The sequence below is a fragment of the Defluviimonas salinarum genome, from assembly GCF_026013545.1.
Classification (GTDB): Bacteria; Pseudomonadota; Alphaproteobacteria; order Rhodobacterales; family Rhodobacteraceae; genus Albidovulum; species Albidovulum salinarum.
This window is the reverse complement of the sequence record NZ_JAPDOG010000015.1, coordinates 44,987-59,823: the sequence shown is the minus strand read 5'-3', so window position 1 is coordinate 59,823 and position 14,837 is coordinate 44,987. Positions and strand designations below refer to the sequence as shown.

Sequence of the window (14,837 nt, the reverse complement as noted above, 5' to 3'; positions counted from 1 at the left end):
GACTGCGCGATGCCTGACGCCGAAACCGCAATCCGGCCGGAAGACGCGGCCTATCCGCGGCTGGCCACGATGGGGCTGACGGGACTGCTGGTGAGCTTTGCCGGCCGTCTCGACGAGCGCGCGAACCGTGCGGCCGTCGCCTTTCGCTCGGCGGTCGAGGCCGAGGGCTGGGCCGATGTCGAGGAGACGGCGGCCTCGCTCGCCTCGGTCTTCTTGCGGTTCGACCCCTTCGAGACCGACCTTGCCGCGATCGAAACGCGGCTCCGGGCGCTGCTCGACAGCCGCGACTGGTATGCGGTGGGCCTGCCCACGGGACGGCGGCTCTGGCGGATCCCGACCGTCTTCGGTGGCGAGTACGGGCCGCAGCTTGCCGAGGCGGCGGCACTCGCCGGACGCACGTCCGAGGAGGCGGTCGCCGAACTGACCGCAGCGCCCGTCCGGGTGCTGACGATCGGCTTCGCGCCGGGCCTTCCCTACATGGGCACATTGCCGGCGCAGTGGGACATTCCGCGCCAGACCGGGGTCACGCCGCGCATCCCGGCAGGCGCCTTGGTCATCGCGGTCCGCCAGCTCATCGTCTTTCCGACCGCGACGCCGACCGGCTGGCGGCATGTTGGCCAGACCGGCTTCCGCGGCTTCCGACCCGAGGCGGCGGAGCCGTTCCCGCTCCGCTCCGGCGACGAGGTCCGTTTCGTGCCCATCGCGGCCGAGGAGCTTGCCGACCTGCGGGCGGCGAATCCGGACAATGGCGGCGCGGTGGCGGAGCCGATCCCATGAGCGCGCTCCTTGTCCTTGCCGCCGGACCCGGCGTGACGGTGCAGGACCGGGGTCGGCCGGGCTGGCTCGCCCAAGGGTTGTCGCGCGGCGGCGCGGCCGATGTGCTGGCGCTTGCCGAGGGCGCAGCCTTGCTCGGCCAGACGGAGGATTGCGCCGCGGTCGAGATGGCGATGTCGGGCGGGACGTTCGAGGCGGAAGGCGACCTCATCATCGCGCTGACGGGTGCGTCGATGGCCGCGACGCTAGACGGCGTTCCCCTTGCCTGGAACGCGACGCACAGGCTGGGGCAGGGACAGCGGCTCGTGATCGGTGGCGCGAAGGCCGGGGTCTACGGCTATCTCCATGTCGCGGGCGGCATCGCGACGGCCCCGGTGATGGGCAGCCGCTCGGCGCATCTGACGGCCGGGCTTGGCGCGGCGGTCGGGTCGGGCGACCGGCTGCCGGTTGGCGAGGCGGGACCGACGCGGCCGGGCCTCGGGATCGCGGTCGCGGATCGCTTCAGCGGCGGCACGGTAGGGGTCGTGCCCTCGGCCCAGACCGGGCTTTTCTCCGCGGCGGAGCGCGACCGCTTCGCAGCGGCGACCTTCACCCGCGATGCGCGCGGCAACCGGCAGGGAGTGCGGCTCGTCCATGACGGCGCGCCGTTCGCTGCGACCGAGGGGCAGTTGTCCATCGTCTCGGAGATCATCGTGCCGGGCGACATCCAGATGACCGGCGACGGCACGCCCTATGTGCTTCTGCCCGAATGCCAGACGATGGGGGGCTATCCACGGATCGGCACCGTGGTGCCGCAGGACCTGCCCGTCGTGGCGCAGGCGGCGCCGGGAACGCGGCTTCGCTTCCGTTTCGTCACCCGCGAGGAGGCTCTGGCCGACCTCCACCGGCAGGGGCGCGGCGCGGCGCGCTTCGGGGGGGCGATCCGGCCGCTGCTGCGCGATCCCGGCGACATTGCCGATCTTTTGGCATATCAACTGATCGGAGGCGTCACAGCGGGTGCCGATCTGGACGGGGAGGACGGGGCATGACGGCGACGGTCGATCTCAATTCCGACATGGGCGAGGGCTACGGGCGCTGGAGCCTCGGCGACGACGCCGCACTTCTCGACATTGTCACCTCGGCCAATATCGCCTGCGGCTTTCATGCCGGCGACCCGGACGTGATGGCGCAAACCATGCGCCTCGCGGTCGAAAAGGGCGTGGGAATCGGCGCGCATCCGGGCTTTCCCGATCTTCAGGGATTCGGCCGCCGGCGGATGCATCTGCCGGGCGAGAGCCTCGCCAACGCGATCCGCTACCAGGTCGGCGCGGCGAGCGCGATGGCGCGGGCCGCGGGCGGGCAGCTCCGGCATCTGAAGCTTCATGGGGCGCTGTCGAACATGGCCTCGGAAGACGCGGCCCTCGCGCGGCTCTGCTACGCGGCGGCCCTGGAGGTGGAGCCCGATCTCGTGATCATGGTGCTCGCCGCGACGGCGATGGAGGTGGTCGTGCGCGAGATGGGCTGTCCCTACGCGGCCGAGATCTTCGCCGACCGCGCCTACGAGGACGACGCGACCCTCGTCGACCGCGCGAAAGCGGGCGCGGTGATCCACGATCCCGCCCACGCGGCGGCGCGGATGGTCGAGATGGTCCGGGCCGGCGCGATCATCGCCGACAGCGGCAAGCGCATTCCGACCCGGATCGACACGATCTGCCTGCATGGCGATACGCCGGAGGCGGTGGCGATCGCGCGAGAGGTGCGAAGCGCGCTTGAGGGCGCCGGGATCACCGTCACGCGGTTCTGACGGCCGGGAGCGTCACTCGGCGGCGCGGGCGAGGTCCGGGTCGGCGGCGATGCGGGCGAGATACTTGCCGTACTGCGTCTTGAAGTAGGGCTTGGCGAGCGCGGTGAGCGTCTCGGCGTCGATCCAGCCGTTGAGGAAGGCGATCTCTTCCGGGCAGCCCACCTTCAGGTTCTGGCGGTCCTCGATCGTGCGGATGAACTCGGCCGCCTCCAGAAGGCTCTCGTGCGTGCCGGTGTCGAGCCAGGCGAAACCGCGACCCAAGGTCTCGACCTTGAGGCTGCCGTCGCGGTGGTAGCCGTTGAGAAGATCGGTGATCTCCAGCTCGCCGCGGGGCGAAGGCGCGATCGTCCTGGCGCGCGCGGGGGCTTCCGCGTCGAGGAAGTATATCCCGGTCACCGCGTAGGAACTCTTCGGGATCTCGGGCTTCTCGACGATCGAGAGGACATGGCCATCACGGTCGAACTCGACGACACCGTAGCGTTCGGGATCGGAGACGCGGTAGCCGAAGACGGTGCCGCCGGAGGTCCGCTCGTCAGCAGCGCGGAGCTTGGCCGACAGCCCCTCGCCGAAGAAAACGTTGTCGCCGAGCACCATTGCCGAGGGGCTGCCGGCGAGGAAATCCTCGGCCAGGAGATAGGCCTGGGCGAGCCCGTCGGGCGAAGGCTGGACGATGTATTCGAAGCGCATCCCCCAGGCCGAGCCGTCGCCGAGAAGCGCCTGGAACTGCGGCAGGTCGCGCGGAGTGGAGATGATCGCCACCTCGCGGATATGGGCGAGCATCAGCGCCGACAAGGGATAGTAGATCATCGGCTTGTCGTAGAGGGGCAGCATCTGCTTCGACACCGCATGGGTGATCGGGTAAAGCCGCGTGCCCGATCCGCCGGCCAGAATAATGCCCTTGCGTCCGGTTTCGCTCATGATCCCGCCTCCACTTCCTTTATCACTTGCGACAATGTCTTGCGCCAATCCGGTTGCTCTATGCCATAGGTTTCGCGGATGCGCGAGCAGTCGAGTGCAGAATTCTCGGGGCGCCGTGCCGGGGTCGGATAGGCCGCGCTGGGGATGCGGTTCACGACCGGTTTGCGGGTCAGCGACGAGGCCGCGAAGATCGCCTCGGCGAAGTCGGCCCAGCTGACGGTGGGGGCGCCGGCGAAGTGAAAGATGCCGCTTTGTCCCCTGCCATCTCGGAAGGCGCCGGCAATGGCCCAGAGCGCATCCGCGATATCGGCGGCACCGGTCGGGCCGCCGCGCTGGTCGGCGACGACCGAGAGTGCTTCACGCTCCGCGCCGAGCCGCAGCATGGTCTTGACGAAGTTCTTGCCGTGGGCCGAGAACACCCAGGCGGTGCGCAGGATGACATGCGCCCCGCCAGCCGCCGCGATCCGGCGCTCGCCGTCAAGCTTGGTGGCGCCGTAAACGCCGAGCGGCGCCGTCGCATCATCCTCGCGCCAGGGACGGCTGCCCGATCCGTCGAAGACATAGTCGGTCGAGACATGGAGGAACGGCAGGCCCCGCGTCGCGCAAGCCGCCGCCATCGCGCCCGGTGCCTCCGCATTGACCGCCTCGGCGGTGTCGCGGTCGGTCTCGGCCTGGTCGACGGCGGTGTAGGCGGCGGCGTTGATGACGATGTCGGCATCGGCTGCCGCGATGGCATCGGCGCAGGCGGCGGGGTTGGTGAGGTCGGCGGCGTCGCGGCCGAGGGCGGTCAGGGTCACGCCCCCGGGCGCGCGGCGGGCAAGTTCGATGGCAAGCTGGCCGGTGGTGCCGAAGACGAGAACCTTGAATGCGGGGGCTTTCATGTCCGACGGCCTTTCAGGAAGAGCGCGATGGCCGTGCCCCAGATGCCAAGCTCCAGAAGGAAGGTCCAGTGCAGGACGAAAGACGCGACCCAGTGGCTTCGGGTCGCGGGCACGGTGACGAGTTCGACCATGCGGTCGGAGAAGGGCGCGAGCCAGAGGATGCCGCCGCCGATCGTGTCGAGCGCGAGGTGCAGGAAGATCGCGGCGAGGAAGGCGAGGGCGGCCGGAAGGTAGCGGCTGCGGCGGAGGAGCGGCAGGACGATGGCGGCGACGGCGAGCCAGAAGGCCGGGACATGAACCCAGTAGCGGTGGTGGTGGATGGCGCGGTCGTCGACGAGGTAGAAGAAGACGAGGTCGGTATCCGGCAAGACCGATGCGACGAGCGCCGCCGGCACGATGCCTGGCGCGGCTCGGGGCCAGCGTCGCGCCAGCACATAGCCGGCCGGGAGATGCGCGGTCAGCATCGGCTCAGCCGCCCGTCCCGAGCCTTTTGCCTACGCCGTCGCGGTCCTGGAGCGCGCGCCACCAGGCCTCATTGTCGAGGAACCACTGGACAGTCTTCTCGAGCCCCTCGTCGAGCGTCACCGACGGGCGCCAGCCGAGTTCCTCGCGGATCCGGGCCGGGTCGATCGCGTAACGCTGGTCGTGGCCGGGGCGGTCGGTGACGAAGGTGATCTGGTCGGCGTAGGGCTTGTTGCCGGGGCGCTTGGCGTCGAGGATCGCGCAGATCTTCGTCACCAGTTCGAGGTTCGTCGCCTCGTTCTCGCCGCCGACATTGTAGCTGCGGCCCAGTTCACCCTTCTCGACGACGAGGAGCAGCGCCTCGGCATGGTCCTCGACGTAAAGCCAGTCGCGGATGTTGTCGCCTCGCCCGTAGATCGGGATCGGCGCGCCGGAGAGCGCTTTCAGGATCACCACCGGGATGAGCTTTTCCGGGAAGTGGTAGGGGCCGTAGTTGTTCGAGCAATTGGTCAGCACCACCGGCAGACCGTAAGTCTCGTGCCAGGCGCGGACGAGGTGGTCCGATGACGCCTTCGACGCCGAATAGGGCGAGCGCGGATCGTAGGGCGTATCCTCGGTGAACTTGCCGGTCTTGCCGAGCGAGCCGAAGACCTCGTCGGTCGAGATGTGGTGGAAGCGGAAGCTCTCCGGCTTGCCCTCGGCGATCCAGTAGGCGCGGGCGGCTTCCAGCATCGTGTAGGTGCCGGTGATGTTGGTCTCGATAAAGGCCGCCGGCCCGTCGATCGAGCGGTCAACATGGCTTTCGGCGGCGAGATGCATGATTGCATCGGGCCGGTGGCGCGCGAGGATCGCGTCGACGGCCTTGCGGTCGCAGATATCGGCCTCTTCGAAGGCGTAGGCTGGGCTATCGGCCACCTCGGCCACGTTCGACAGGCTGCCGGCATAGGTCAGCTTGTCGAGATTGACGACGGAATGACCGGCGCGGACCGCATGGCGCACGACCGCGGAGCCGATGAAGCCGGCGCCGCCGGTCACGAGCAATTTCATCGTCAGGCCTCGTAGACGAAGGGAGATTGAAAGTCGCGGAAGCTCTGCGCGGCGGCGTCCTTGTCCGACAAGATCGCCGCCCTCGTGTCGAGCCCCCAATCGATGCCGAGGTCCGGGTCGTCGAAGCGCACGGCGCCGTCGCATTCCGGAGCGTAGAAGTCGGAGCACTTGTAGAGCACTTCGCAGTCCGGCTCCAGCGTCGAGAAGCCATGCAGGAAACCTGCTGGAATCAGGAGTTGACGGCCATTCTCGGCCGAAAGCTCGACCCCCACCCACTTGCCGTAGTTCGGCGATCCGCGCCGGATGTCGACCGCGATATCGAGGATCCGGCCGCGGCCGCAACGCACCAGCTTGGCCTGGGCATGAGGCGGCGACTGGAAATGAAGACCCCGCACCGTGCCTGCGTCGCGCGAAAAGGAGTGATTGTCCTGGACGAAGGGCACGTCGACTCCCCTGTCGGTAAGGACCTTGCGATTCCACACCTCCGAGAACCAGCCGCGCGCATCTCCGAAACGGCGCGGCGTGAGGATCAGCACGCCGGGCAGCGCGGTCTCTTCGATATTCATGGAAATCCAAGCCTTGTTAGTGGTCCGCGGCATCATATCCGGCCCGCTCGACCGACGAAAGGGGGGCCGCCCAGCCGGGAATCAGTCGGAGCTTCGGCACCATTTTGGCATTGAGCGGGCGTATGTGCAGGATTGTTTCCGGAAGATGGATAATACGCGAGCCTTGGAGGCGCGACGAGCAGCGCAAAAACCCAGTCGCTCGCGGCCGCGCGGTTTTCGTGCTATGGATCGGAGATAGAGGATGGCGGCGGCCCGTAACGGGTGCGCGAGGCTTTACGCCCGGGGCCGATTGTTTGCGCGATGCGTTTTTCAGCGGCCGGAGGGGCCGCTAACAAAGATAACGGTGGTCAGGCCGAAATCGGTTTCGGTCAGGTATGGTGGGTGAAATTCATTGAGATCCAGGAATCTGCGACGAGTTGCCGGTTGCCGGGGCATGCCGTTTTTCTGGGTGCTCGTTGCGACCCCGCAGAGGCGTTAGCGCGTTGTCGGGCAAGGCTTTGGAGAATGCGCTGGCGGTCTTTTCCGGCGCCGGGGCCGGATCGGGGCCGCATCCCGCCGGTCGATACATCCGGGTCTCCGCCGCGGCCGGCCGTGACCTGCCCATCCGGGAAATTTCTCGCTCCGATGGGCGCCTTGTCCTAGTCTTCGCTGAAGAGGCCGGCGTCTGGCGGGCCGTCGCCGCGCCGTCCTGCCGGTTTACCGCCGCCAGCTGCGGGAAGGAGGGTGAAAGATGAGCGCCGTCTCCAGGCGTGTTCTCGTGACCGGCGGCGCCGGGTTCATCGGCTCGCATCTGTGCGAAAGACTTCTGGACGCAGGCCACGACGTCCTCTGCGTCGACAACTATTTCACCGGGCGGCGCACAAACGTCGAACACCTGCTCGGGAATCCGCGCTTCGAGGTGATGCGTCACGACGTGACCTTCCCGCTTTATGTCGAAGTCGACGAGATCTACAACCTCGCTTGTCCGGCGAGCCCGGTCCACTATCAGCACGATCCGGTTCAGACGACCAAGACCTCCGTCCACGGCGCGATCAACATGCTCGGTCTCGCCAAGCGGCTGCGCGCCCGGATCCTCCAGGCCTCGACCTCTGAGGTCTACGGCGATCCGAGCGTGCATCCACAGCCAGAGGGCTACTGGGGCAATGTGAACCCTATCGGCCTTCGGTCCTGCTACGACGAGGGCAAGCGCTGTGCCGAGACGCTGTTCTTCGACTACCACCGCCAGCATCGGTTGCGCATCAAGGTCGCCCGGATCTTCAACACCTACGGGCCGCGGATGCATCCCAGGGACGGGCGCGTCGTGTCGAACTTCATCATGCAGGCGCTGGCGGGCGAGCCGATCACGATCTACGGCAAGGGCAGCCAGACCCGGTCGTTCTGTTTCGTGTCGGACCTCGTCGAGGCGCTGATCCGGCTGATGGAGACGCCGGACGACGTGACCGGACCGATCAACCTCGGCAATCCGGTCGAGATGTCGATTCGCGAGCTGGCCGAGACCGTGATCGAGCTTACGGGATCTCGGTCCGAGCTTGTCCACAAGCCGCTGCCGCATGACGATCCGGTGCAGCGCCGGCCCGATATCAGCCTGGCGAGGCGCACCATCGACTGGGAGCCGCAGGTTCGGCTCCGCGACGGGCTCGGCGCGACGATCACTTACTTCGCCGAACTCCGCCGGGAACTGGGGCTTGAGAAAGGAGCGGGCCAATGACGACGGTGCAGAGCAACGGGTCGGCGGTACGCCCGACAAGCATCGGTCGCGCCGTTCTTTGGATCGCGGTCGCGCTCCTCGCGTGCCTCAGCGTGCTCATGATCAATGGCAAGCCGCTCTTCTATTTCGACACCATGGGGTATGTCTCGCAGGGCCATTCTGCGCTCTTTCACATCGGCTTTCCGGGTAAGTCGCCGATACACCGCGAAGAGGTGACCGAGGTCGCGACAGGGAAGGGGCCCGACATTACCGCCGAAATAGAAGCCGACCATACTGTCGACGGATCGCGTTCGACCGTCTATTCGCTGTTTGCGGGTACCCTCGCCAGGCTCGGCGCGCTCGAGGGGCTAATCGCGCTCAATGTCGCGGCGATTTTCCTCGCGGTGTGGCTGCCGATGCGGATTGCGGTGCGGCACTGGGGGCTGCATATCCCGCTATCCCAGGCGGTGGCGCTGCCGATCATTGTGGCGTCGTTCGGCTCCCTGCCGTTCTATGCCGCCTATCTCATGCCCGACACGTTCGCGCCCGTGCTGATCCTGGCGGTTGCGACGCTCACCGTGTTCGCCCGCGTGATGCTGGTCTGGGAGATTCTGCTGGTGCTGGCGCTCGGCTCGCTGGCGACGGTGTCGCACCTGTCGCACCTTGGGCTTGCGACGCTGATGGCGCCAGCCGCCGTTCTTGTCTCGCTGATCATGTCGCGGCGCCAGTGGTGGCTCCCGCCTGCGCTGGTGCTGGTCATCGTTGGCATGGGCTATGCCGAGCAGAGCGTGCTGCGGTCGGCCGCGCGGTCGCTGTCGGAGTCCGAAGTTGTCATCAAGCCCTACATCACCGCCCGGATCATCCAGGACGGCCCGGGTATGCGCTACCTCGACGCGAACTGCCCCGACGAAGCGATCCCGACATGCGTCCTGCACGAGGCGCTCATGCACTCGGATGATCCGATGCGGCTCACGGCCTCCCATATCGTCTTTGCGCAAAGTGAAGAGCTTGGCTCTTTGCGGCGGTTGTCGCCCGAGGATCAGGCGCTTGTTTCCGACGACCAGATCGCCTTCTTCTTCCGGGTGTTCAGAAACGATCCCTTCGGGATCATCAAGGCTCTGGCCCACAACGTTTTGGCGCAGACGATTTCGGTCAGCGTCGACATGACGCTTCCGACTAAGAGCATTGTTGAGGTGAACGCGCCGGTGTCGGGGCTCCTGAGCGGGGCGTTCGAGCATGGCCGGATCACCGCGGATCCCGGCTGGCTGCGGATCGTTGCGCCATTGCACGCGGTCTTCTACGCCCTGTCGCTCGCGGTAATCCTGATCCTCATGATCGTGCCGCGCCGGGTGCCGGGAGAGGTCAAGGCGCTCACGGTCATGGTTCTCGTCGGAATCCTTGCCAACGCGATGGTTTGCGGCGGGATATCGCAGCCGGCGACGCGCTACGGGGCGCGGGTGATCTGGCTTCTGCCGCTGATGGCGACGGTCCTGATGATCTTTGCGCGCCGGGCACGGCGGTTCGATCCGGTCGGGGAGGGGCGGCTTTGAGCGGATCGGGCAGGGTTACGATCTCGGTCGTGATGCCGGCCTACAATGCCGCGCCTCTCCTTCCGCGGGTGCTCGCACCTCTCGTCGCCATGCGCGATCGAGGTGAGGTGGCTGAGGTGATCGTCGTCGACGACCGTTCGACCGACGCTACCGCCGCGGTCGCGCGCGGGATCGGCGTGACGGTGCTGACGACCGAGGTGAACGGCGGCCCCGGCGCGGCGCGCAATCTCGCGGCCGAACACGCGGCGGGTGAAATCCTCTGGTTCGTCGACAGCGACGTCATTGCCTGGGAGGACGGTGCCGCCAAGATCGCGGCCGCCTTCGCCGATCCCGGCGTGGCGGCACTGTTCGGCTCCTACGACGCGGCGCCGGACGGATCGCACTGGTTCTCGCGCTACAAGAACCTCATGCACCGCTTCTATCACCAGAATGCGCGGCGCGAGGCGGCGACGTTCTGGGCGGGCTGCGGCGCGGTGCGCAGGGACGCGTTCCTTGCCGTGGGCGGGTTCGACATCGTGACCTACCGGGTTCCCTCGATCGAGGACATCGAACTCGGCTACCGGATCCGCCGCGCGGGCGGGCGGATCGTGCTCGACCCGACGCTGCTCGGCAAGCATCTGAAGGTGTGGACCCCGCGGAAGGCGATCCATACCGACATCTTCCGCCGTGCGCTGCCCTGGTCGCGGCTGATGATCGCGCGCGAGGGCGTCGCGGACGACCTCAACACGTCGCGCGGCGAGAAGGCGCGGGCGGCGATCGCTGGTCTCCTGCTGTTGTCGATCGTCGCGCTTGTCTTCGCGCCGTGGCTCTGGCCGGTCACGATCGCGCTCATGGTGCTCGCGGTCGCGGCGAACTGGGTCTTCGCGCGCTATCTCTATCGCAACGGCGGGCTCGCCTTCGCCGTGGCCTCGCTCGTCTATCATCAGATCTACTACGTCTATTCGGCCGCGGCCTTCGCCTGGTGCCTGTTCGAGTACCATATCCTGGGCGTGAAGGACCGGCTGCATGTGCCATGACCGCGCAGAGGGGGGGAGCGCCGGTCGAACCCGAGTGTGAAGGGGAAGAACGGAGATGGATGACACGGTGACCGGTATGGTTGGGGCCGAGGCGATCGAAAGCGATTTCGACGGCATGTCGCTGAGCGTCGTGATCCCGGCCTACAACGAGGAGGGGGCGGTGCGCGCGACGGTCGAGGATGTGCGCGACGCGATGGACCCCCTCGGCATTCCTTACGAGATCATCGTCGTCGACGACGGCTCTGAGGATCGCACGCTTGCCGAGGCGCGGGCGGCCGGCGCGATCGTCGAGGCCAACCAGGTCAACACGGGCTACGGCGCGGCCCTGAAGCGCGGCATCCGGCGGGCGCGGCACGACTATGTCGCGATCCTCGATGCCGACGGCACCTATCCCGCGCGCTACCTGCCGCCAATGCTGGCGATGTGTCGCGAACAGGACATGGTGGTGGGCGACCGCGGCGCGGCGATGAAGAACGTGCCCCTTGTGCGGCGGCCGGCGAAATGGATGCTGAACACGCTCGCCTCGTTCCTCGCCGAGCGCCGTCTCAACGACCTGAACTCGGGCCTGAGGGTATTCCGCAAGTCCGAGCTCATTCCTTTCATCCCGCTATTGCCGCAGAAGTTCTCCTTCACCACGACGATCACGCTGTGCATGTCCTGCAACGGCAAGCGGATGATCTACACGCCGATCGAATACGGGCGGCGGGTCGGCAAGTCGAAGATCCGGCCGGTGGATTTCATCAACTTCATCATTCTCGTGCTCAGGGTCATCGTGCTTTTCAACCCGTTGCGGATCTTCATCCCGCTCGGGCTCGCGCTGATGGCGCTCGGGTTCGTGAAGTTCGTCTACGACCTCTTCATCGGCAACCTCTCCGAGACCACGATCTTCGCCTTCCTCGCCGCGATCATGATCTGGTCGCTCGGGCTCATCGCGGACATGATCTCGCGGCTGCACCTGAGGCCGTGAGATGACGCGCGGCACCGGCAGAGCGTTACGGAAATGGGCGATCCGCGCCGGCGGGTCTGCCTTGGCGCTGGCGCTGATCTTCTCGCTCTTGCCGCGCGAGGCGATCTTCGAGGGCTTCGCGCGGCTCACCTGGCCGCTCTTCCTGTCGGTCTTTGCATCCTTTCTGGTCTGCCATGTCGCCGCGGCAGCGAAATGGTGGTGGCTGATGGACCGGGCGATCGGCTTTCCGGCCGCACTCCGGGCGCATTTCGGAGGGCTCGCCGCGAACCTCTGCCTGCCGGGCGCTGCGGGCGGCGATGCGGTGCGCGCGGGCCTTGCCCATGTTGCCCTGCGCGACGGGCCGCGCGTTGCGGCGGCGGCGGTGGGCGACCGGATCATCGACCTCGTGGCGCTGGTCTGCCTCATGCTCGTCGGGCTCACGCTCATCGGCGGCGCGGGGAGCGGCGGATTTGCGATCGCGGTCGCCGGGGGCATCCTTGCCGCCGCGAGCGCCGGGCTGTTCCTCCTGCCGCCCTTGGTGCGCGCCCTCTGGCGCCGCTGGCCTCGCTTGCCGGCACGCGACCTCGCGCTGCGCACGGCCGAAGCTTTCGCGGCACTGACGCGGCGCCCCGGGGTGCTTCTCGCCGCGCTCGCCCTCTCGGTGTCGATCCAGGCGGCGCTGATCGGTCTTTCGATCCAGCTCGCGTTGGTCGTCGGTGTCAATGTGCCGGTCGCGGCCTGGTTCTTCGCCTGGCCGCTCGCCAAGATCATCGCGACGCTGCCGGTCTCGCTCGGCGGGCTCGGGGTCCGCGAGAGCTCGCTCGCCGCCCTGCTCGCCCCCTTCGGGGCCGCCGCCGCCGAGGTCGTCGCCTCGGGCCTCGCCTGGCAGGGGATTCTCTACCTGGCCGGCGCGCTGGGGGCGCTGGTACTCGCGCTCTCGGGCGGCAGCTTCCGGACGCGGCCGTCCGCGATCAAGGAGATGTCGGAATGAAGGGTGACCTGACCGAGGCAAGCGTGGCCGAGCGGCCGCGGATCACGGTCCTCGGTGCCGGTCCGGCGGGGATTGCGGCGGCCTACGCGCTGAGCCGCGACGGTGCCGAGGTCGAGGTGCTGGAGCGCGCGCCGGTCGCGGGCGGCAATTCGGCCTCGTTCCAGATCGACGGGATCTGGTGCGACTACGGCTCGCATCGGTTCCACCCGGTCGCCGATCCGAAGGTGCTGGCGGATGTGAAGCGCCTTCTCGGCGACGATCTCCTCCTGCAGCCGCGTCATGGCCGGATCCGGCTCGGCGGACGCTGGATCCACTTCCCGCTGAAACCGGCCGACGCGCTCCTGCGCCTGCCGCCGGCCTTCGCGGCCTCGCTTCTCGGCGACATGCTGCTGAAGCCCTTCCGCGGCAAGCGCGGCGGCAAGCGGAGCTTTTCCTCCGTTCTTTATGACGGGCTCGGTCCGACGATCTCGGAAAACTTCTACTTTCCCTATGTGCGCAAGCTCTGGGGGCTCGATCCCGACAAGCTCGCGGTGACGCTCGCCGAGCGGCGGGTGTCGAGCGGCTCGGTCGGCAAGATCCTCGCCAAGATGGCGAAGATGGTGCCGGGGCTCCGGGGCGAGACGACGGGGCGGTTCTACTATCCCCGCGAGGGCTTCGGGCAGATCTCGCGCGCGATGGCGGCTGCCGCCGAGGCCGAGGGCGCGGCCTTCCGCTTCGGCGCCGATATCGTGCGGATCGAGCGGACGACATCCCGCGTGACCGGCGTCGTCACCCGTGCCGAGGACGGAGAGACGCGGCACGAGGCCGACCAGGTCTTCTCGACCATCCCGCTGACCATCGCGGTCCGCCTGATGGACCCGCCGCCGCCGCCCGAGGTGACGATGGCGGCCGAGGCGATCCGCTTCCGCGGCATGATCCTCGTCTACCTCATCCTCGAGACCGACCGCTTCACCGAGTATGACGCGCACTACTTCCCCGAACTCTCGATCCCGATCAGCCGGATGTCGGAGCCGAAGAACTACAGTTCCGCGACCGGGCCGAAGGGCCGCACGATCCTTTGTGCCGAACTGCCTTGCGATCCGGGCGAACGCTGGTGGGACATGTCCGATGATGAGCTCGGGCGGCACTACTGCGACTGGCTGAAGGGCGTCGGCCTGCCGGTGAAGGTGCCGGTGATCCGCAGCGAGACGCGGCGCATCGCCCATGCCTACCCGGTCTACGACCTCGACTACCAGCGCCACTTCGAGACGGTGGACGGATGGCTGTCGTCGCTCGACGGGTTCCTGAGCTTCGGGCGGCAGGGGCTTTTCGCCCATGACAACACGCACCACGCCTTCGCGATGGCCTATGCCGCGGCCGAAAGCCTGACTGCGGCGGGTGGGCTCGACCGGGATCGCTGGGCCGGGCATCGGCACGAGTTCGAGAGCCACCGGGTCGAGGACTGACCATGCCGGAGCCCGTGATCGACATCCTGATGTACCATTCGATCTCGGATCGAAGCGGTCCGACCTGCATTCCACCCGAGGTGTTCGCCGGTCAGATGCGTGTGCTCGCCGAGTCCGGCCTGCCGGTGATCTCGCTCGACGACCTCGTCGCATCGCGGGATGCGTCGGTCAGGCTGGCGCCGCATGCGGTGATCGTGACCTTCGACGACGGTTTTCAGGATTTCGCCGATGCCGCTTGGCCGGTGATGGAGCCGCTGGGCATCCGGCCGATCGTCTACCTGCCCACCGGCCACATCGGCGGTGCCGAGGGCTGGCGCGGGGGCACCGAACCGCCGCGTCCGCTGATGGGCTGGGGCACGATCCGGGCGCTCGCCCGCGAAGGCGTCGCCTTCGGCAGCCACACGGTCACTCACGCCGATCTCGACGCGCTGACCGGTGATATGCTCGAGGCCGAGCTGAGGCGCTCACAGCAGGAAATCGCCGATCAGCTCGACCGGCCGGTTCACCATTTCGCGCCGCCCTACGGGATCGCCGGTGATCCGGTGCGTCGCCGCGTCGCCGCTTATTACCAGACCTCGGTCGGCACAAGGCTGGGCCAGGCGGATGCCGGTTCGGACCTCCACGATCTGCCGCGGCTCGAGATGTTCTACTTCACCGACCTTGGCCATTGGCGCCGCCATCTAGATGGACGGGGGGCGACCTATCTGGCCCGCCGCAAGGCGATGCGCGCGGTGCGCGGCGCGGTCATGAAGCCGTGGCAGGGGGTGTGAT

The 14,837-nt window shown here is 67.7% G+C and carries 15 protein-coding genes; 10 read left to right on the top strand and 5 right to left on the bottom strand.

The genetic code is table 11. From position 1 onward, the window contains the following. Positions 1 to 9: 9 nt before the first annotated feature. From OM960_RS16220 to OM960_RS16210, 3 genes are read left to right on the top strand one after another with little or no spacing between them, the layout of a single operon-like run. Positions 10 to 777, top strand: a complete 768-nt coding sequence (locus tag OM960_RS16220) for a 5-oxoprolinase subunit B family protein (protein WP_264772697.1) — start codon at positions 10 to 12, stop codon at positions 775 to 777. Then, complete coding sequence (locus OM960_RS16215; RefSeq protein ID WP_264772696.1) at positions 774 to 1,802, top strand: 5-oxoprolinase subunit C family protein; 1,029 nt, start codon at positions 774 to 776, stop codon at positions 1,800 to 1,802. Before OM960_RS16220 ends, OM960_RS16215 begins: the two co-directional genes overlap by 4 nt. Next, a complete protein-coding gene (locus tag OM960_RS16210) occupies positions 1,799 to 2,557 on the top strand; it encodes a LamB/YcsF family protein (protein ID WP_264772695.1) in 759 nt (252 codons plus the stop codon). Before OM960_RS16215 ends, OM960_RS16210 begins: the two co-directional genes overlap by 4 nt. A 12-nt stretch (positions 2,558 to 2,569) precedes the next feature. Here OM960_RS16210 and rfbA read toward each other — a convergent pair whose 3' ends face one another. Genes rfbA through rfbC form a run of 5 tightly spaced genes read right to left on the bottom strand, consistent with a single transcriptional unit; the run spans position 2,570 to position 6,431 of the window. After that, complete coding sequence (rfbA, locus tag OM960_RS16205; RefSeq protein ID WP_263338454.1) at positions 2,570 to 3,475, bottom strand: glucose-1-phosphate thymidylyltransferase RfbA; 906 nt, start codon at positions 3,473 to 3,475, stop codon at positions 2,570 to 2,572. Then, positions 3,472 to 4,356 (bottom strand): dTDP-4-dehydrorhamnose reductase, encoded by an 885-nt coding sequence (gene rfbD / locus OM960_RS16200; protein ID WP_263338456.1) that lies wholly within the window; start codon positions 4,354 to 4,356, stop codon positions 3,472 to 3,474. Before rfbD ends, rfbA begins: the two co-directional genes overlap by 4 nt. Next, positions 4,353 to 4,820 carry a metal-dependent hydrolase gene (locus OM960_RS16195; protein WP_263338460.1) on the bottom strand — a complete coding sequence of 156 codons (468 nt, stop codon included), beginning with the start codon at positions 4,818 to 4,820 and terminating at the stop codon, positions 4,353 to 4,355. Before OM960_RS16195 ends, rfbD begins: the two co-directional genes overlap by 4 nt. Positions 4,821 to 4,824: 4 nt before the next feature. Beyond that, on the bottom strand, positions 4,825 to 5,865 hold the full coding sequence (gene rfbB / locus OM960_RS16190) for a dTDP-glucose 4,6-dehydratase (RefSeq protein ID WP_263338463.1): 1,041 nt from the start codon (positions 5,863 to 5,865) through the stop codon (positions 4,825 to 4,827). A 2-nt stretch (positions 5,866 to 5,867) separates the two neighbouring features. Further along, entirely contained in the window at positions 5,868 to 6,431 is a 564-nt protein-coding gene (gene rfbC / locus OM960_RS16185; protein ID WP_263338466.1) for a dTDP-4-dehydrorhamnose 3,5-epimerase, read from the bottom strand. A gap of 730 nt (positions 6,432 to 7,161) precedes the next feature. On the opposite strand from rfbC, the gene OM960_RS16180 reads away from it, so the two are divergent. Genes OM960_RS16180 through OM960_RS16150 form a run of 7 tightly spaced genes read left to right on the top strand, consistent with a single transcriptional unit; the run spans position 7,162 to position 14,836 of the window. Then, the gene (locus OM960_RS16180; RefSeq protein WP_263338468.1) at positions 7,162 to 8,139 is read left to right on the top strand and encodes a UDP-glucuronic acid decarboxylase family protein; all 978 of its coding nucleotides are present in this window, start codon (positions 7,162 to 7,164) and stop codon (positions 8,137 to 8,139) included. Beyond that, entirely contained in the window at positions 8,136 to 9,668 is a 1,533-nt protein-coding gene (locus OM960_RS16175) for a hypothetical protein (protein ID WP_263338470.1), read from the top strand. Before OM960_RS16180 ends, OM960_RS16175 begins: the two co-directional genes overlap by 4 nt. Next, a complete protein-coding gene (locus tag OM960_RS16170; RefSeq protein ID WP_264772694.1) occupies positions 9,665 to 10,684 on the top strand; it encodes a glycosyltransferase family 2 protein in 1,020 nt (339 codons plus the stop codon). Before OM960_RS16175 ends, OM960_RS16170 begins: the two co-directional genes overlap by 4 nt. A gap of 55 nt (positions 10,685 to 10,739) precedes the next feature. Further along, positions 10,740 to 11,651 carry a glycosyltransferase family 2 protein gene (locus OM960_RS16165; protein WP_264772693.1) on the top strand — a complete coding sequence of 304 codons (912 nt, stop codon included), beginning with the start codon at positions 10,740 to 10,742 and terminating at the stop codon, positions 11,649 to 11,651. A gap of 1 nt (position 11,652) precedes the next feature. Continuing rightward, a complete protein-coding gene (locus OM960_RS16160; RefSeq protein ID WP_264772692.1) occupies positions 11,653 to 12,621 on the top strand; it encodes a lysylphosphatidylglycerol synthase transmembrane domain-containing protein in 969 nt (322 codons plus the stop codon). After that, complete coding sequence (locus tag OM960_RS16155; protein WP_264772691.1) at positions 12,618 to 14,066, top strand: protoporphyrinogen/coproporphyrinogen oxidase; 1,449 nt, start codon at positions 12,618 to 12,620, stop codon at positions 14,064 to 14,066. Before OM960_RS16160 ends, OM960_RS16155 begins: the two co-directional genes overlap by 4 nt. Before the next feature lie 2 nt (positions 14,067 to 14,068). Beyond that, positions 14,069 to 14,836: a polysaccharide deacetylase family protein gene (locus OM960_RS16150; RefSeq protein WP_264772690.1), complete on the top strand. Its 768-nt coding sequence runs from the start codon at positions 14,069 to 14,071 to the stop codon at positions 14,834 to 14,836. Position 14,837: the final 1 nt, after the last annotated feature.